We start from the raw sequence: 18,580 nt of genomic DNA on the forward strand, positions 1-18,580 counted from the left end.
AACTTAGCCTCATGAAACAATTACTATTTATATTATTCATTTATTTATCATCTTTAAACTCTGTTCATTCTGAAGAAAGGGAAGCTCGAGGTTTAGTGAGTGCAACTGAAAAAGTTTCAATTTCCAGTGAAATTGCTGCAAGAGTTCAAAGTATTAATTTTTTATTAGGAGATGCCTTTAAAGAAGGGGATGTGCTGATTAGTTTTGATTGTGAAATTTATAAAGCACAAAAAGATGTAATTAAAGCCGAACATGAGAGTGCAAGAATACAATTAGAAAATGATAAAGAGTTATTAGAACTAAGATCAATTGGTAAACTCCAATACCAATTAACAGTTTCAAATTATGAAAAGGCTAAAGCAGAATTGAGTATTGCAACTTTAAATGTGGATCGATGTGAAATCATTGCTCCTTATGATGGAAAAGTGATGGATGTTTATACAACTATTTTTACCAGTATAGAACAAAGACAACCCTTAATGGACATTGTTGGGGATGGATTATTAGAAGCTGAAATTGTTGCTCCAAGTAATTGGCTTAAATGGTTAAAAAAAGGACATAACGTAAAAATCATTATTGATGAAACTGGAGAAACGTTAGATGCAACCGTTATTAGTTTAGGAGCTACAGTGGATGCAATTAGTCAAACAATAGAATTAAAAGCACAGTTTAATGAAAAATACGATTCATTAATACCTGGAATGAGTGGGATCGTTAAATTTTGAGTGAAGATAAAAACATAAAAGTTGCTCGGTTATTTGGTTTAGAAAAAAAAGCAAGAGAAGCAAGATCTCAAGACGAACTACATTTTGTAATCGCAAATGAGACAAGACAAATTATCGATTATATCAGTGCGTTTTTATTATTAAAAACACCAGCGGATAAATTTAATATTAAAGCAACCTCTGATTTAGCTACAGTTGATAGAACGTCACCTTTACTTACTTTTATAGAAAACTTTGTGAACAACGATAAATCGTTAAGTGATAAAGAAATTCAAAATTTAGAATTAGACAAAATTGCTAAAAATATTAATTCTGAGAAACCAAAAAATTTACCCGAAAACATTTTATTTATTCCAATTATTTCACCTCAAAAAGGCCTACAAGGTTATTTATTATTAGTAAGAAGTGAAAAATTTTCTGAAAACGAAATTGAACTTGCCGGACATTTGTCTTCAACTTATGGTCATGCTTTTAATTCGTTCTTAAAAGATTTTTCAATTAAAAATCATTATAAAAAATATTTAACTGGAAAAAAATCATGGAAAATTTATGCAGCTATTTTTATAATTTTAATTTTACCTATTCGAATAACTAGTACGGCTCCAGTTGAGGTTATAGCAAAAAATCCAAGCTTAGTTACTTCACCATTTGATGGGGTGGTTAAAAATATTGTAGCAAGTAATAACGATAAAATTAAGCAAGGTGATTTATTGGTTTTATTAGAAGATATCGAACTTAAAAATAATTTAAATATTACAAACCAATCCCTTCAAGTAGCTCAAAAAGAACTTCTTCGAAGCAGACAATCATCCTTTACGAATAATGAGGAAAAAGCTCGATTAGCAGAATTAGTGGCACAAGTTGAATTAAAAAAAGTAGAAGTAGCATCAGCACAAGAAAAGCTAAAAAATACAAAATTATTTGCAAAACAAAAAGGAATTGCAATTGTAGATCAAAAAAATGATTGGCAAGGACGACCCGTTGCAGTGGGTGAAAAAATTATGACTGTTGCAAATCCTGATGAAGTTGAGTTTTTGATATGGTTGCCGGTTAAAGACTCGTTAGTGATTAAAGAAAATTCTAAAGTTAAAGTGTTTTTAGACATCAATCCAATTAGCTCGTTAAAAGGAAAACTTTTAAGATCTTCTTACGAACCTTCTTTGTCTCCTGAAGAAATATTATCTTATAAATTAGGAGCTAGTTTTGAGGGAAAAAAACCTCCAAGAATAGGATTGAGAGGAACGGCTAAAGTTTATGGTTCAAGAGTTTTTCTATTCTATTATGTTCTTAGAAAACCAATTACTTTTGTAAGACAATTAATAGGAATATGATCGTTCCTTATCTAAGACAAGATTTAGAAGTTTTTCGTGGTAATAGCCGTGAAGATGGTTCGCCCGCATGGCTTTTATATGATGCAATTCGAAATAAATACTTCACACTTGGTTTAACTGCTTTTAAACTTATTAAAAACTGGAGTGGAGGTGAAGATATTAAAAACTTTGAAAAGAAAATTAATTCATCAGGAATTGAAACCAGTGAAGATGAAATAAAAAGTTTTATTAGTTTTCTTCACCAAAATAATTTAATTGTCCAACCTTCCGGTCAAAACGTTAGCTATTTACTACAACAAAAAAATAGCATGAAGAAGAGCTGGTTATTATATTTAATACACAGTTATCTATTTTTTAAAATTCCATTATTTAAACCAGACAATTGGCTTTCTAAAACTTTAAAATATGTAAAATATTTTGGTTCAAAACGATTTAGAAATATTACTTACTTCTTTGGTTTTGTTGGTTTATTTTTAGTCGCTCAACAATTTGAAACCTTTAAAAGCACTTTTCTTTATTTCTTTTCTTTTCAAGGGTTAATGCTTTATTTCTTAACTTTAGTTTTTGTAAAATGTCTTCATGAATTAGGACATGCTTATATTGCAAAACACTATGGCTGCAGAGTATCTGCGATTGGAATAGCTTTTTTAGTTTTTTTTCCATTTTTATATACCGATACAACTGATGCCTGGAGACTTAGAAATCACAAAGAAAGATTATTAATAAACTTTGGTGGTATACTTACAGAATTACATCTAGCGTTATTTGCAACTTTTATTTGGGGAATTTTACCTGAGGGTGGATTTAAAAGTGCAGCCTTTTTCATTGCAACAACATCATGGATTTCATCCTTAACAATTAATGTAAGTCCTTTCATGAGATTTGATGGCTACTATGTTTTTTCCGATTGGTTAAAAGCTGAAAATTTACAACCTCGTTCATTTGCTCTTGCAAGGTGGAAAATAAGGGAAACTTTATTTGGTCTTAATCATAGTCCTCCAGAAGAAATTAACCCCTCAAGAAGATGGACTTTTATCGTTTATGCTTGGGCGACATGGCTGTATCGATTTTTTCTATTTTTAGGTATTGCACTTTTAGTTTATCACCTAGCATTTAAATTTTTAGGAATCATACTGTTTGCGGTTGAAATTTATTGGTTCATTATGTTACCGGTAATTCGTGAAGTGAATAATTGGTACAAATTAAAATCTGAAATAAAATTTAACAAACAAACCAAAAGAACTTTAATCATTATTACTGCTTTATTAATGGTTTTATTCTTACCCTGGAAGTCATCTTTAAAAATACCTGCAGTATATATTTCTGAGCAGTATTTAAAAATTTACGCACCTTATCCTTCAATGATTAAAAGAATATTAGTTGAAAAAGATGATGAAGTTGAAAAAGGACAAAATCTAATTGAACTTTATTCGCCTGATTTAGAGAATGAAATTATTTCATTAAGAAGAAATATAAAACTAATCAAGACAAAGATTAATCGATTAAGTAATTCAGCAGGAAATATGGATCAATACTTAACGTTACAACAAAGATTAATTGCTCTACAAACAGAATTATCTGGTCTTACAAAAGTTCAAAATAAGCTTTTAATTAAAGCACCCATTAAAGGAAAGATAAAAGATTTTTATAATTTATCTGAAGATATGTGGGTTAGTAATTTAGATCAACTTTTAGGTATTGTTCAATTCGGTACTGGAAAGGTAAAAGGATTTATTAAAGAAGAACAAATAGATCGATTTTTAGAAAAAAACCCAGCTGTCTTTATTCCAAACGATGGAATTCATGATAAAGTTTATTTAGTTTCAAAATCACTAGATTTATCTGCTGTTAATAATCTTCCTTACATTTCATTAAGCTCAATTCATAATGGTCCAGTTGCTATAAGAAATTTTACAGGAGGAAAATTTCAATATCGTCCACAAACAGCACATTATATTGCAGACTTCAAACTTGCGAAACGTAGTAAAATTCAATTCGAATTACCTGGTTATGTTCATATTGAAGGGAGTCGATACAGCCCTTTTACAAAATTGTTTAAAAATATTATTGCTATTCTTGTAAGAGAAAGTGGTTTTTAAATATCATTAGTTTATTAAACCTAAAATGGACGTCTTTTGATATAAAAAGATACATCAAATCGATTATAAATTTTAAAAATGAAAGTTATAAATAATAAAAAAGGTTTTACCTTAATTGAATTATTAGTGGTAGTTGCCATCATTGGTATTTTATCATCTGTCGGGGTTGTTGCTTATAATGGGTATACAGCTGGGGCTAAAGAATCAGCTTGCAAAGGTAATTTTAGAACCATAGTTAAAGCTGTTTATGAAAATATAATGTGGTGTGAGCTTAACCCAACAATTAATTTTTTGTGGAGTTCACAACAATCTCGAGAATATGATTGTGGTAATTTGGAGGAAGAAAACTATAACAGAAACTTAAATGCAACTTCAGAAGAAATATTAGCCAAGCTTACTGTAAATCAACTTGGTAATATGGATAGAATTAGAGAGCTTGCCGCTGCAAGAGGGAAAGAGACAAAATTAGATTCAAGATCAACACTTAAAACGATGACTAATCCCTACACTGGTTATACTGTTCTTGATGCTGCTTCACCCAATGCATATTATTATGGAGATAAATATGATCAGAGAGGTAAAGTAACTCTTGGAAAAAAAGATAGTAGTGGAAATGAATTAGGCTTTGCAAATTGGAAGGCGGAGGAAGAGGGACAACTGTTTCTAATAACTAAATGTCGTGATAAAGTGATAGAATACGAATTTGATATCTATTGAAAATTTATATGTTTTCTTAAAATGAAAGTAATAAATAATAAAAAAGGTTTTACCTTAATTGAATTATTAGTGGTAGTTGCCATCATTGGTATTTTATCATCTGTCGGGGTTGTTGCTTATAATGGGTATACAGCTGGGGCTAAAGAATCAGCTTGCAAAGGTAATTTTAGAACCATAGTTAAATCTGTTTATGAAAATATAATGTGGTGTGAGCTTAACCCAACAATTAATTTTTTGTGGAATACCACACAATCTTTGGAATATGATTGTAATAATATGTTCGTTGGCGGCAGGGACACTGTGTATACGGAGTACACGAAAAATGAAAAAATAGCCAGGCTTACTATAGATCAAATTGCTATTCATGATTTATCGCTACCAGGTGACATAGCGCGGGGGAAAAAGACGAAATCAGGCTCAAGATCAACACTTACCTCGATGACTAATCCCTACGCGGGAAAAACTGGTTATGGTGTTTTTAATGCTAGCGGAACCAGGGAACTATATGAAGGAGATGAATATGATCTGAGAGGTCAAGTAACTCTTAGAAAACAAGATAGTAGTGGAAATGAAATAGCTGCGAATAAAGAGGGACAACTGTTTCTAATAACTAAATGTGGTGATAAGGTGATAGAACACGATTTTGATTTCTATTGAAAATTTATATGTTTTCTTCACGTAAATAAGAATGTAAGAATATAATAATATTAATAATTACAATTCTTATAATCTCATACGTATAGAATATATTAAAATCTCATTTGTATAGAATAATACGTTAAGACTACTAAAGTGAGAATAATAATTTTCTCAAATTATTATACGTATAGATAAGATAATGCGAGACTTCCGCCTTTTTTGAGCCCTTTTACAAAATTGTTTAAAAATATTATTGCTATTCTTGTAAGAGAAAGTGGTTTTTAAATATCATTAGTTTATTAAACCTAAAATGGACATCTTTTGATATAAAAAGATACATCAAATCGATTATAAATTTTAAAAATGAAAGTTATAAATAATAAAAAAGGTTTTACCTTAATTGAATTATTAGTGGTAGTTGCCATCATTGGTATTTTATCATCTGTCGGGGTTGTTGCTTATAATGGGTATACAGCTGGGGCTAAAGAATCAGCTTGCAAAGGTAATTTTAGAACCATAGTTAAATCTGTTTATGAAAATATAATGTGGTGTGAGCTTAACCCAACAATTAATTTTTTGTGGAATCCTGAACAATCTTGGGAATATGATTGTAATACTATGTTCATTGGCGGCAGGGACGTTGTGTATCAGTATGGGTACACGAAAAATGAAAAATTAGCCAGGCTTACTATAAATGAAATTACTATTACAGATTTATCGAGAAAAGCAGACTCAAATATAGGTTCAAGAACAACACTTAACGGGATGGCCAATCCCTACAATCGTTATGGTGTTTTTCATCCTACCGGAACCAGGGAACTATATGAAGGAGATAAATATGATATGAGAGGTAATGTATCTCTTAGAAAAAGAGATAGTAGTGGAAATGAATTAAGCAATAATTGGCAGTCAGAGGGACAACTGTTTCTAATAACTAAATGTGGTGATAAGGTGATAGAACACGATTTTGATTTCTATTGAAAATTTATATGTTTTCTTAAAATGGATAAATAATTAACATAAAATACTTCTTTCCATTTTCATATTTAATGTCTATAAGATACTACCATGGCGCGATATATCTTTGTCACCGGCGGTGTGGTTTCTTCTCTTGGTAAAGGTCTCTCTTCAGCATCGTTAGCTTATCTATTACAATCAAGAGGTTACAAAGTTAGAATTAGAAAACTAGATCCGTATTTAAATGTGGATCCAGGAACTATGAGCCCATTTCAACATGGTGAAGTTTTTGTGACAAATGATGGTGCTGAAACAGATTTAGATTTGGGTCATTATGAAAGATTTTCAGGAATATCTGCAAAAAAATCTGACAATATCACAACAGGAAAAATTTATAGTGATGTAATTAAAAAAGAACGTAAAGGAGGGTATCTTGGAAAAACTGTTCAAGTTATTCCACATATAACTGACCGTATTAAAGAGTTTATAAAAAATGATACCTCAAAGGAAGATTTTGTAATTTGTGAAATTGGTGGAATAGTAGGAGATATAGAAAGCCTTCCATTTGTAGAAGCTATCAGACAATTTTCAAATGATGTGGGGAAAAAAAATGCTTTATTTGTTCATTTAACTTTAGTTCCTTACCTTAAAGCATCAGATGAAATTAAAACAAAACCTACACAACATTCTGTAAAAGAATTAAGAAGCCTTGGTATACAACCAGATATCATCATTTGTAGATCGGAAAGACCTATTCCATTAGATCATAGAAAAAAAATATCATTATTTTGTAATGTGGATATTAAAAATGTAATTCAAACTGTTGATGTTAAAACTATTTATGAAGCTCCAATTAGTTTCAATAGAGAAAACTTAGATAAACAGGTGCTTGAATATTTTAAAATTAAATCAAGGAAAAAAGTTAATTTAAATCCTTGGAAAAAGATTACAAAAATAGTTTTACAAACAAAAAAATCTATTAATATTGCAATAATTGGTAAATACGTTGACCTTAAGGATGCTTACAAATCCTTAGATGAAGCACTAACTCATGGTGGTATTGATAACAATTTAAAGGTTAACTTAGTCAGAATAGATTCTGAAAATTTAAAAATTTCTGAAATAAAAAATAAATTAAAGGGAGTTTCTGGAATTTTAATACCAGGAGGATTTGGCAAAAGAGGTACAGAGGGTAAAATTGAAGCAATTAAGTTTGCACGAGAAAAAAAGATACCTTTTTTTGGAATTTGTTTTGGAATGCAAATGGCTATTATTGAATTTGCTAGAAATAAGTTAAAAATTAAAAAAGCTACATCAAGTGAGTTTGGAAACACCGGTACTCCAATTATTGGTTTAATTACAGAATGGAATAGAGATGGAAAATTAATAAAAGGAACAGATAAAGATCTAGGTGGTACGATGAGACTTGGTCTTTATGAGGCTAAATTAAAAGAAAATTCATTAATTAAAAAAATCTATAAATCAAGATCAATCCAAGAAAGACACAGACATAGATACGAAGTTAATATAAGCTATAAAGACCAATTTGAAAAAAATGGCTTAATTTTTTCAGGGCTATCTCCAGATAAAAGACTGCCAGAGATTATTGAGTTAAAAAACCATCCTTGGTTTATAGCAGTTCAATTCCATCCTGAATTTAAATCTAGACCTTTAGCACCACATCCTTTATTCTCATCATTTATCAAGGCTGCAAAAAATTATAAATGAAAAATATTAAAGTAAATTGTGGAAATATTGAAATCGCAAATAATAATAAAATTTGCATTATTGCGGGTCCTTGCCAACTTGAAACCGAGCAACATGCCATGGATATGGCGGGTAAAATCAAAGAAATTACTTCAAAATTTAATATGGGTTTTATTTATAAAACCTCATTTGATAAAGCTAATAGAACAAGTTTAAAGGGTCAAAGAGGTGCGGGTCTCGAACAATCTTTACCTATTTTTGATAAGATTAAAAAAGAATTAAATGTTCCGATTTTAACAGACATACATAATGCTGAGCAATGTTCTGTAGTAGCTCCTTATGCTGATGTATTACAAATTCCAGCTTTCTTATGTAGGCAAACAGATTTATTAATTGCTGCTGCTAAAACTGGAAAAATTATAAATGTTAAAAAAGGTCAATTTCTTGCACCATGGGATATGGTTAATGTTACAAAAAAAATTGCTGACTCTGGTAATAATAATATTTTAGTTACCGAAAGAGGTGCTAGTTTTGGATACAATACACTTGTATCTGACATGAGGTCACTTCCTATAATGGCAAAAAATGGATATCCAGTTATCTTTGATGCTACGCACTCAGTGCAACAACCTGGAGGTTTAGGTGAAACAAGTGGTGGTCAAAGAGAGTTTGTAGAATACTTAGCAAGAGCTGCAGTAGCTGTAGGTGTTGCAGGTGTCTTTATTGAAACACACCAAGATCCAGATAATGCTCCATCTGATGGACCTAATATGGTTCCGTTAGATAAATTAGAAAAATTACTATCTCAGCTACACGAAATAGATAATTTGATTAAAAAATAAATGAGTAAAATTTTAAAGATTAGAGCTCGTCAAGTTTTTGATAGCAGAGGAAACCCCACAATTGAAGCTGAAGTTTATTCAAAAAAATTAAGTGCATCTGCCATTTGTCCATCGGGTGCCTCAACGGGAACTTACGAAGCATTTGAAAAGAGAGATAGTGCTAACAAAAAATATTTGGGTAAAAGTGTTTTAAATGCAGTAAAATTAATTAATACTAAAATCTCTAAAAAACTATCAGGTAAAAATATTCATGATCAAACACGTATCGATACAATCTTAATTAATCTTGATGGTACTAGACAAAAAACAAATTTAGGTGCTAATGCGATTTTAGCAGTATCAATGGCTGCTAAAAAACTTTCAGCAAAGATTAAGAATATTCCACTTTATAAAACTTTTTTAGTAAAAAATAATTATAAATTACCATATCCATTAATGAATATTATTAATGGTGGAGCACATGCTAATAACGGATTAAGAATTCAAGAGTTCATGATTAGACCCGATAAAGCTAAGAGTTTTTCAGAAGCTATGAGAATATGCTTTGTTGTAATTAATAACTTAAAAAAGCTAATTATAAAGAAAGGGTTGTCAACATCTGTAGGAGATGAGGGGGGCTTTGCTCCAATGATTAGTAATAATGAAAAAGCTTTAGATTTAGTTGTTGCTGCAATTAATAAGTCTAGTTTTAAAAATGGCAAAGATGTTTCGATTTGCTTAGATGTAGCGGCAAATGAATTAATGAAGAAAGATAAGTATTCTATTCATTCAAAAAAATTTGTTTCGGTAGATCAATCTATTAAAGAATATCAAAAACTAATAAATAAATACAAAATTAAATCAATAGAAGATCCATTTGGAGAAAATGATTGGATGGCATGGAGTAAATTAATGAAAAATACTAATAATGTGCAAATAGTTGGAGATGATTTGTATGTAACTAATTTAGAAAGACTTAAAAAAGGCTTTTTAAATAATTCTTCAAACTCTATATTAATTAAACTCAATCAAATTGGTACGGTATCTGAAACACTTGAAGTTATAAAGTTTGCACAAATTATTGGATATAAAACAATAATTTCTCATAGATCTGGAGATAGCGAAGACACTTTTATAGCAGACCTGGCCGTAGGTACAAATTCAAATCAAATAAAAACTGGATCTTTAGCTAGATCAGAACGTGTTGCAAAATATAATCAATTATTACGTATAGAAGAAGAACTTGGAAAAAAAGCATCAATGAGTAAAATTCATTAATGCTGGGTAAATTAAAAAAAAATTATTTTTTATTAATCTCTACTTTTTTAATACTTTATTTTTTCTTTAACCTTCTAGATGGTGAAAGAGGCCTTTTTTCTTATTTTAAAAAAAAAGAAATTTTAGTTAATTTAAAAATTGAAGAAGCTAATTTATCTAATAAAATCAAAGAGCTTGAATTTAAAAACTCTCTATTAAGTACTAAATTAGACCTAGATTATGTTGAAACCTTAATTAGAGAAAAATTTATGTTTGGCAAAGAAGGAGAGACCCTTTATATAATTAAAAAGAATGACAACTAAGCCAAGACATCCAGAAAAAGTTAACAAACCTTTAAATCCAATCAAAAAAAAACCTGATTGGATAAGATCTAAACTTGTTAATAGTAAAGAGTTTTTTCTAACAAAAACAATTGTTAATAATAATAATTTAGTAACGGTATGTCAGGAAGCTAACTGTCCAAATATCACAGAATGTTGGAGTAAAAGACATGCAACATTTATGATAATGGGTGATACTTGCACAAGAGCATGTGCTTTTTGTGATGTAAAAACAGGCAGGCCTGGAAAACTAGACTCATTAGAACCCGTTAAAATAGCTGAAGCCGTAAAAAAATTAAATTTAAAACATGTCGTAATCACTTCCGTTGATAGAGATGATCTCGACGATGGAGGATCAAATCATTTTTTTGAGGTAATTGATCAAACAAGAAAAAAAAATCCTAATACATCAATTGAAGTTTTAACACCTGATTTTCTAAGAAAAGGAGATGCTTATAAAAAAGTACTAGAAGCTAATCCTGATGTTTTTAATCATAACATTGAAACTGTGCCTAGACTTTATTTAAAAGTAAGACCAGGCTCTAGATATTTTTCATCATTAGAACTCTTAAAGAATGCAAAATTAGTTAATAAAAATGTTTTCACAAAATCAGGATTAATGGTTGGATTAGGTGAAAATAAAGAGGAGATCATTCAAGTGATGGATGATCTAAAAGCAGCTGATGTAGATTTTTTAACTGTTGGTCAATACTTGCAACCCTCTGTAAGACATCACCCTTTAGATCGTTATTACCATCCAGATGAATTTAAAGAGTTAGAAACTATTGCAAAATCAAAAGGATTTTTATTAGTTTCATCGACACCTTTAACTAGATCTTCATATCATGCAGATGAAGATTTTGCTAAACTTCAACAAAATAGAATTAACAATCATTAATGCCTAAGGCATCAGTTAAAAGAAGCATAAATAAAAAAAAAACTAAACTTATTGAGTTTGTTCTAGATATTGAAAAATATCCAGAATTCATCCCTTTTTGCCTTGACTCAAAAGTCTACGATAGAAAAGAAGAAAATAATCAAATTTTAATCATAGCGGATTTAACAATTGGAAAGGGTCCTTTTAGCGATACTTATAAAAGTGACGTTAGATTTAATAAAAAAGATGACACGATTAATGTTACTAATTTAGATGGGCCACTAAAACACTTACAAAATAATTGGAAATTTAAAGAAAATAACAACATCACTGAGGTTTATTTTGATGTTGATTTTGAAATTAAAAATAAGTTTTTAAATTTGTTAATGGAAAAATCTTTTGAATTTGGTTTAAATAAAATTGCTGATGCTTTCCAAAAAAGAGCTGAAACAATATAAAAAAATGTAAAAAACTGCTCAAATTAAAGAGCTAACAATATCCAAGGCCCTTTTAACTGAAGCTTTTTGAATTGAGCTTCTTGTTTTTTGTTTAAAAATATTTTTTGTTATCAACAATTTATTAGATCTTTTTACTCCAATATAGACTAATCCGATGGGTTTGTTTTTAGTTCCACCATTAGGACCTGCAATTCCAGTGACAGATACATTTATTTGAGCTTTAGATATCTTTGCTAAATTCTTAACCATAGCCTCACAACATTCAGCGCTAACAGCACCATATTTTTCGATAATACTTTTATTTACATTTAAAATATTGATTTTTGCTTGATTAGAATAGGTAATAAGACCTATGTTGAATACTTTAGATGCACCACTAATAGAAGTAATAGATGCAGCTAACATCCCTCCTGTGCAAGACTCAGCAAAAGATATTTTAAGTTTTTTTTTGATTAATTTTTTTACAATATTTTTCATTATAAAATGTAGCTCTTTAAAATCATGAAACACACAAGGGTTAGAACCACATAAAAACCAGCACAGATATCATCCATAATTACACCAAAACTATTCTTAAAGTTTTTATCAAAAAAGTTTACAGGAAATGGCTTCATGATATCAAAATATCTAAAAAGAATAAAAAATAGAGCATAATAAACAATTGCTTCACCAGCATCTTTTGTTGTTCCATGAGATATCTCATAAAGATATATGGGTATTGATTGACCTAAAAATTCATCAATTATTATTTCACCAGGATCCTTATTTTCACTATTTTCTATATAACTTGAAACGGCATAAAATGAGTAAATAAATATTATTATCAATCCAAATAAAATTATATTTGGTGAAATATTTAAAGTGTGGAATAGATAATAGAGAATAATTACAGTCGTCAGTGACCCAAAAGTTCCGGGCATATATTTAATTTTACCAAGACCTAACATAGTAACTAATAATGAGTTGAAGGAATTAATCATTTTTAATAACTGAGGCTATTACTTCACAAGCTATAGCTTTTTCTTTACCAATTACACCTAACTTTTCAGTTGTTTTACCTTTTATATTAATTTGAGTGGGAGAGATATTACAAATTTTTGCAATACAGTTTAATATTTGTTTTTTATATTTTTGAATTTTAGGTTTTTGAGTAATGATATTAATATCAAGATTATTTATTAGATAACCTTTTTTTACAGTTTGCTTTATTATTTCGCTTAACAGAATTGTAGATCTGATATTTTTAAATTTCTTATTCTTATCAGAGAATTTTTCACCAATATCACCCATAGAACAAGCTCCAAGTATAGCATCTGTTACAGCATGTAACACAGGATCTCCATCTGAATGACCTAATGTACCTATAGGTGAGGGTATCTTAATTCCACCTATGTAAAGCTTCTTATTAGGAACCAACCTATGAACATCAAAACCTATTCCAAATTTTATTAAATTATTAAATTTAATATCTGAATTTATTGTAATTTTATTATTAGTAGTTTCGCCCTTTATAATCTTTATTTTTTTACCAGCTCTTACAAATAAGTTAGCATCATCAGTAACTTCCTCACTTTTATTATTTTGAAGTTCAAAAAGTTTTTTATAGTTAAATGCTTGAGGTGTTTGGATTAAGAAAATATTTTCTCTTTTTAAATTATTAACATTATTTGATATTTTCTGTTTAACAGTATCTGCAGTTTGAATTGCGGGAATTACACAATCATTTGATTTTAATTCATTCATTAATTTATTTAAAAGTTTTAAAGAAAAATTTGGTCTTGCAGCATCATGAATTATTACATTTTTAAAATTATTTTCTTTAATACTTTTTAAGGCATTATAAGCAGACTCTGCTCTTGTTTTTCCACCTGTGATAATTTTGATGTTTTTAATATTAAGTTTCTTGATAAAATTTTTGTGTTTTTTATTTACTACCAGAACAATTTTATTAAATTTATTAAAAACTTTAGCTTTATCAATTGAATGCAATAATAAAGGTTTACCTTTATAATTTGTGTAGGGTTTTGGAGTATTTGAATTAAATCTTTTACTTTCACCTCCAGCAAGTATTATAAAGCAACTATTCATGATAAAAATATATAACACATTATATTGTTCAAAATGATTGATTTTATTAAAAAAAATATATTTATCATTGTAGTATTTTTAATTACTTTATTCATAGGTTTTATAACTTTTTTAACGTTTATTGATAAAAGTTTTTTAAAATTATCTGATGACAATCTCCAACTATTATTAATTGGAAATATTGCATTGTTAATACTTCTTTTTTTTATGATATTTTCAGAAGTAAGAAGTTCTTTAAAGATAGATGTTGATGTAAGTGGTTCTAAAGCCAATAGAAAATATATAACATTCTTTGCATTATTTACTTTAATTCCTTCGATTTTAATTTCTTTATTTTCATTATTTCTCCTTTCATTTGCTCTTGATAAATATTTAGATAAAAAAATAACAACAGCTGTTAATAATTCTTATGAAATTGCAAAAAGCTATACTGAAGAAGTTAGAACAAAAACACAATCAGAAATCATTTTAATAGCATTTGATTTAAACAAAAGTATCAATTTTTTAAATACAAATATTAATCAATTTAAAAGTTTTCTTAAAACTCAAAAACTAATTAGAGGTATGGATGAAGTCCATATTATTGAAAGTAATGGAAATTTATATTTATCAACTTTAGAAGATACTACTTTATATACACCTCCTTTAAGTGATGCTTTAGAAATGGTACAAAATGATAAAAGACCACTTAAGATTATTAATGCTTATAAAAATCAAACAGCATCCATTATAAAGCTTGAAAACTTTGAAGGTAAGTATTTATATATAGTTAAGTATTTAGATAAAAAAATTTCTCAATATTTACTAGAATCTCAAGAAGCTCTTAATTTTTACTACACAGTTCTAAATAAACAAACTGGAATTAAGATATCATTTGTATTTATTTATCTTGTTATAGTTTCATTATTATTATTTTTATCCATTTCAATAGCTATAAGATTTTCATCAAGGTTTTTTAGGTCTATTAATAATTTAATTATTGCATCTTCTAATATTGGAAAAGGTAATCTAGATATTAAAGTACCAGAAATTAAAACTGATAAAGATATGGAGACTTTAAATCAAAATTTTAATTTAATGATAGATAAATTAAAATCACAACAAGAAAAAATTATAATCAAAGAAAGACACGAAGCTTGGGAAAATTTAGCTAGAAAATTAGCTCATGAAATTAAAAATCCACTCACACCTATTCAATTAACCATTGATAAATTGAAAAGCAAATATTCAGAAAAAGTAGCAGATCATGAAAAAGAAGACTTTTCCAAAAGTTTATTGATTATTGGAAAACAAATTAAACAAATTGAAAATCTAGTTAATGAATTTTCGGATTTTGCAAGAATGCCAAAACCAATTCTCAAAAATAACAACTTAGTTTCTTTGATAAAAGATAATATTAAATTAATAAATGAATTAGATAATGAAATAATAATTGATTTTAAATCAAATAAATCTAAAATTCTTTTAAACTCTGATAGTGAACAATTAAGCAGAGTTTTCTTCAATTTAATTAAAAATTCTATTGAAAGTATACAGGATAAGAAAAATGATAATGTTAATTTTAATGGAAAAATCGATATTTCTATAAATGAGAATGAGGAAGTAATTAACTTCATAATTATCGATAATGGATTAGGATTTGGAATATTTAAAAACAATATAAAAGACATTCTAAACCCTTATTTTACAACCAAAAAAAAAGGTACTGGCTTAGGTTTGTCTATTGTTAATAAAATAATAAATGATCATAATGGTAAAATAAATTTTATATCACTTGAAAAGGGTGCAAAAATTGAAATTACATTTACAAAATAATGGGCACTGAAATATTAATTATTGATGATAATGCAGATATTAGAAACATTATTAATGATCTAATAATTGAAGCAGGTTACAAAACAAGATTAGCTGCAAACTACAATCAAGCATTAAATGAGATTGATAAAAAACTCCCAGATGTTGCAATAATAGATGTTAAGTTAGATAAAAGTGACAATGATGGTTTAGAGCTGTTATCACACATCAAAACTAAGGATAAAAATATTCCAGTTATAATAATTACAGGGCATGCGAATGTTGAAATGGCAATCAAAGCTTTAAAAGCTGGCGCTTTCGAATTTATTGAAAAACCCTTTAATCAGGAGAGATTATTAAACTTTGTTAATAGAGCTGTTGAAAACTTAAATCTTAAAAATAAGAATAAAGAATTTGAAAGTAAACTTTTTTATTCTTATGAACTAATTGGTGTTAGTGACAATTTTAAAAAAATAAAAGATCAAATAGATAAAATATCAGTTTCTGAAAGTAGAATTTTTATCAATGGACCTACTGGTTCAGGTAAAGAATTGATAGCAAGAAAAATACATAAGGAATCCAAAAGACAGAAGGGTCCTTTTGTTATTTTGAATGGTGCATTACTTGATATTAAAAAATATGAATTAGAATTATTTGGCGAAGAAAAAGATAATGGCTCAATAACTTATGGCGCTTTAGAGAAATCAACAAAGGGTATACTTTTAATAGATGAAATTTCTGAAATCCCACTCGATACTCAATCTAAAATTTTAAGAGTTTTAATTGATCAAAAATTTAGAAGAATTAATGGCAGCCATGATATTAACGTTGATGTAAGAATTATATGTTCTTCTAGTAAAGATATAAAAAAAGAAATAGAAAATGGTAATTTTAGAGAGGACTTATATCATCGACTTAATGTATTTGAAATTAACATCGACCCTTTAAAAGACAGGGTTTCAGATATACCTTTGTTAGTTGAATATTTTTCTGAAAAAATTTCAACAAACTATAATTTAAAAAAACTAAGTATTGATACAAATAATAAATATTTACTCAATTATGATTGGCCAGGAAATGTTAGAGAATTAAGAAACTTAATAGAGAGAATAGCAATACTTGCGCCTGATAGTACTGATAAAATTTCAAATATTATTAAAGAATCTCTAAAAACACCTGATATTAGAAATATACCATCAGAAAACTCTTTATCTATACCATTAAAAGAAGCTAGAGAAAATTTTGAAAAAGAGTATTTAACTACACAATTAAAAAAATTTAATGGCAATATATCAAAAACTGCTGATTTTATTGGAATGGAAAGATCTGCCTTACATAGAAAGCTTAAAGGTTTAGGGATCAAGGAATTAAACTAAATGAATATTATAATTTGTGGAGCTGGTAGAGTGGGCTTTACTATCGCAAAAATTTTAAGTGAGCAAGGTCACTCAATAACTATAATTGATCAATCAAGTGAAGATATACAAAAGATTGATGACACACTAGATGTAAAGTCAATTGTGGGTAAAGCTACTTATCCATCAATATTAGAAAAGGCAAACGCAACCGAAGCTGATATGATTATCGCAGTAACTCGTAATGATGAAATTAACATGTTGATATGTCAAATTGCATTTTCAATATTTAATGTTCCAAAAAAAATAGCAAGGATCAGATCACAAGATTATTTAAATCCAAAATTTACAAAAGTTTATAATAAAGAAAATTTACCAATAGATGTTATTATCTCACCTGAGATTGAGATAGCAAAGTCACTTCAAAGAAAACTAGAAGCCCCTGGTTCACTAGATAATGTTCCTTTTGCTAATAATAAAATTAGATTGCTTGAGATTTTGATAGATGAAAATTGTCCAATAAAAGATATCAAACTTAATGAACTTACAAAAAAATTTCCAAAACTTAATTCTAATATAATGGGAGTAATTAGAGATGAAAAATTTGTTTTATTAAAAAAAACGGATGTAATGCTTAAAGAAGATAAAGCTTATGTTGTAATTAATGCCTCACAAATGAATGAAACCTTAGCAGCCTTTGGTCATACAGAAAAAATTTCTAATAAAATTTTAATAATTGGAGGAGGAAATATAGGATTTAACTTAGCAAAAAATTTAGAAGAAAGTTTTGATTCTGCAAGAGTTAAAATAATAGAAAAAGATAAGGAAAGAGCAGAACTTATTGCAAGTCAATTAAATAACACAATTGTTATAAATGGAGATGCATTAGATGAAGAAGTTTTATTGGAGGCAAATTTAGAAGAGGTTCAAACTGTTTTGGCTTTAACAAATGACGACGAAGATAATTTAATGATAAGTGTATTGGTTGAAAAATTTGCTAAAGACAATGATGAATTAAGTGACAAAAGAACTATGGCTTTAATTAACAAGCCCAATTATTCTCTTTTACAATCTTCTTTAAAAATTGATGATTTTATTGACCCTAGAATGAATACTGTATCAAGTATCTTAAAACATATTCACAAAGGCACTATTGAAAATGCTTATAGTATTTTGAATGGTGAATATGAGATTATTGAAGCTGAAATTATTGAAACTTCAGAGTTAGTAAATAAAGAGTTAAAAAATTCTAACTTACCAGATGAAATAAGAATAGGTGCAGTTTTAAGAGGTGAAGAAGTAATTATCCCTAGATCAAATTTTGTATTTAAAAAAGAGGATATTGTTGTTCTTTTGGCTAATAAAGATTTCTTACATGTTGTAGAAAACATGTTTCGTATAAGCTCTATTTAAT

18 protein-coding genes are annotated in these 18,580 nt (G+C 28.2%); 15 read left to right on the forward strand and 3 right to left on the reverse strand.

What is annotated here, in order from left to right:
• Nucleotides 1-11 precede the first annotated feature (11 nt).
• The 12 genes from AC5SLY_RS02630 (at nucleotide 12) to AC5SLY_RS02685 (ending at nucleotide 11,929) form a co-directional block, all read left to right on the forward strand.
• Nucleotides 12-725 carry an efflux RND transporter periplasmic adaptor subunit gene (locus AC5SLY_RS02630; RefSeq protein WP_006996985.1) on the forward strand — a complete coding sequence of 238 codons (714 nt, stop codon included), beginning with the start codon at nucleotides 12-14 and terminating at the stop codon, nucleotides 723-725.
• A complete protein-coding gene (locus AC5SLY_RS02635; protein WP_006996984.1) occupies nucleotides 722-2,056 on the forward strand; it encodes an efflux RND transporter periplasmic adaptor subunit in 1,335 nt (444 codons plus the stop codon). Before AC5SLY_RS02630 ends, AC5SLY_RS02635 begins: the two co-directional genes overlap by 4 nt.
• Nucleotides 2,053-4,155, forward strand: a complete 2,103-nt coding sequence (locus AC5SLY_RS02640; RefSeq protein WP_494574314.1) for a site-2 protease family protein — start codon at nucleotides 2,053-2,055, stop codon at nucleotides 4,153-4,155. Before AC5SLY_RS02635 ends, AC5SLY_RS02640 begins: the two co-directional genes overlap by 4 nt.
• 78 nt (nucleotides 4,156-4,233) lie before the next feature.
• Nucleotides 4,234-4,872 carry a pilin gene (locus AC5SLY_RS02645; RefSeq protein WP_494599060.1) on the forward strand — a complete coding sequence of 213 codons (639 nt, stop codon included), beginning with the start codon at nucleotides 4,234-4,236 and terminating at the stop codon, nucleotides 4,870-4,872.
• A 21-nt stretch (nucleotides 4,873-4,893) separates the two neighbouring features.
• On the forward strand, nucleotides 4,894-5,529 hold the full coding sequence (locus tag AC5SLY_RS02650) for a type IV pilin protein (RefSeq protein WP_494574316.1): 636 nt from the start codon (nucleotides 4,894-4,896) through the stop codon (nucleotides 5,527-5,529).
• Between the two features lie 345 nt (nucleotides 5,530-5,874).
• Entirely contained in the window at nucleotides 5,875-6,492 is a 618-nt protein-coding gene (locus AC5SLY_RS02655; protein WP_494575662.1) for a type IV pilin protein, read from the forward strand.
• A gap of 87 nt (nucleotides 6,493-6,579) precedes the next feature.
• Complete coding sequence (gene pyrG, locus AC5SLY_RS02660) at nucleotides 6,580-8,196, forward strand: CTP synthase (protein WP_018414090.1); 1,617 nt, start codon at nucleotides 6,580-6,582, stop codon at nucleotides 8,194-8,196.
• On the forward strand, nucleotides 8,193-9,017 hold the full coding sequence (gene kdsA, locus AC5SLY_RS02665) for a 3-deoxy-8-phosphooctulonate synthase (protein ID WP_018414091.1): 825 nt from the start codon (nucleotides 8,193-8,195) through the stop codon (nucleotides 9,015-9,017). The genes pyrG and kdsA overlap by 4 nt, the downstream gene beginning before the upstream one ends.
• Nucleotides 9,018-10,274 (forward strand): phosphopyruvate hydratase, encoded by a 1,257-nt coding sequence (gene eno / locus AC5SLY_RS02670; RefSeq protein ID WP_494599061.1) that lies wholly within the window; start codon nucleotides 9,018-9,020, stop codon nucleotides 10,272-10,274.
• Entirely contained in the window at nucleotides 10,274-10,576 is a 303-nt protein-coding gene (locus tag AC5SLY_RS02675) for an FtsB family cell division protein (protein WP_006996975.1), read from the forward strand. Before eno ends, AC5SLY_RS02675 begins: the two co-directional genes overlap by 1 nt.
• Nucleotides 10,566-11,492, forward strand: coding sequence for a lipoyl synthase (lipA, locus tag AC5SLY_RS02680; RefSeq protein ID WP_494599062.1), 927 nt, complete (start codon nucleotides 10,566-10,568; stop codon nucleotides 11,490-11,492). Before AC5SLY_RS02675 ends, lipA begins: the two co-directional genes overlap by 11 nt.
• The gene (locus AC5SLY_RS02685) at nucleotides 11,492-11,929 is read left to right on the forward strand and encodes a type II toxin-antitoxin system RatA family toxin (protein WP_494599063.1); all 438 of its coding nucleotides are present in this window, start codon (nucleotides 11,492-11,494) and stop codon (nucleotides 11,927-11,929) included. The genes lipA and AC5SLY_RS02685 overlap by 1 nt, the downstream gene beginning before the upstream one ends.
• Nucleotides 11,930-11,947: 18 nt before the next feature.
• Here the strand turns inward: AC5SLY_RS02685 and AC5SLY_RS02690 are convergent, their stop codons facing one another.
• Genes AC5SLY_RS02690 through ispD form a run of 3 tightly spaced genes read right to left on the reverse strand, consistent with a single transcriptional unit; the run spans nucleotide 11,948 to nucleotide 14,017 of the window.
• Nucleotides 11,948-12,439, reverse strand: coding sequence for a CinA family protein (locus tag AC5SLY_RS02690; protein WP_494599064.1), 492 nt, complete (start codon nucleotides 12,437-12,439; stop codon nucleotides 11,948-11,950).
• Nucleotides 12,406-12,909 (reverse strand): phosphatidylglycerophosphatase A family protein, encoded by a 504-nt coding sequence (locus tag AC5SLY_RS02695; RefSeq protein ID WP_494599065.1) that lies wholly within the window; start codon nucleotides 12,907-12,909, stop codon nucleotides 12,406-12,408. The genes AC5SLY_RS02690 and AC5SLY_RS02695 overlap by 34 nt, the downstream gene beginning before the upstream one ends.
• Complete coding sequence (gene ispD, locus AC5SLY_RS02700) at nucleotides 12,902-14,017, reverse strand: 2-C-methyl-D-erythritol 4-phosphate cytidylyltransferase (RefSeq protein WP_494599066.1); 1,116 nt, start codon at nucleotides 14,015-14,017, stop codon at nucleotides 12,902-12,904. Before ispD ends, AC5SLY_RS02695 begins: the two co-directional genes overlap by 8 nt.
• 33 nt (nucleotides 14,018-14,050) lie before the next feature.
• Between ispD and AC5SLY_RS02705 the strand changes: the two genes are divergently transcribed.
• From AC5SLY_RS02705 to trkA, 3 genes are read left to right on the forward strand one after another with little or no spacing between them, the layout of a single operon-like run.
• Entirely contained in the window at nucleotides 14,051-15,832 is a 1,782-nt protein-coding gene (locus AC5SLY_RS02705) for a sensor histidine kinase (RefSeq protein WP_494599067.1), read from the forward strand.
• Nucleotides 15,832-17,187, forward strand: a complete 1,356-nt coding sequence (locus AC5SLY_RS02710; RefSeq protein WP_494599068.1) for a sigma-54-dependent transcriptional regulator — start codon at nucleotides 15,832-15,834, stop codon at nucleotides 17,185-17,187. Before AC5SLY_RS02705 ends, AC5SLY_RS02710 begins: the two co-directional genes overlap by 1 nt.
• A complete protein-coding gene (trkA, locus tag AC5SLY_RS02715) occupies nucleotides 17,188-18,579 on the forward strand; it encodes a Trk system potassium transporter TrkA (protein WP_011282062.1) in 1,392 nt (463 codons plus the stop codon). It begins immediately after the preceding gene.
• Nucleotide 18,580 lies beyond the last annotated feature (1 nt).

The sequence above is a fragment of the Candidatus Pelagibacter sp. PS_23 genome (assembly GCF_059417905.1).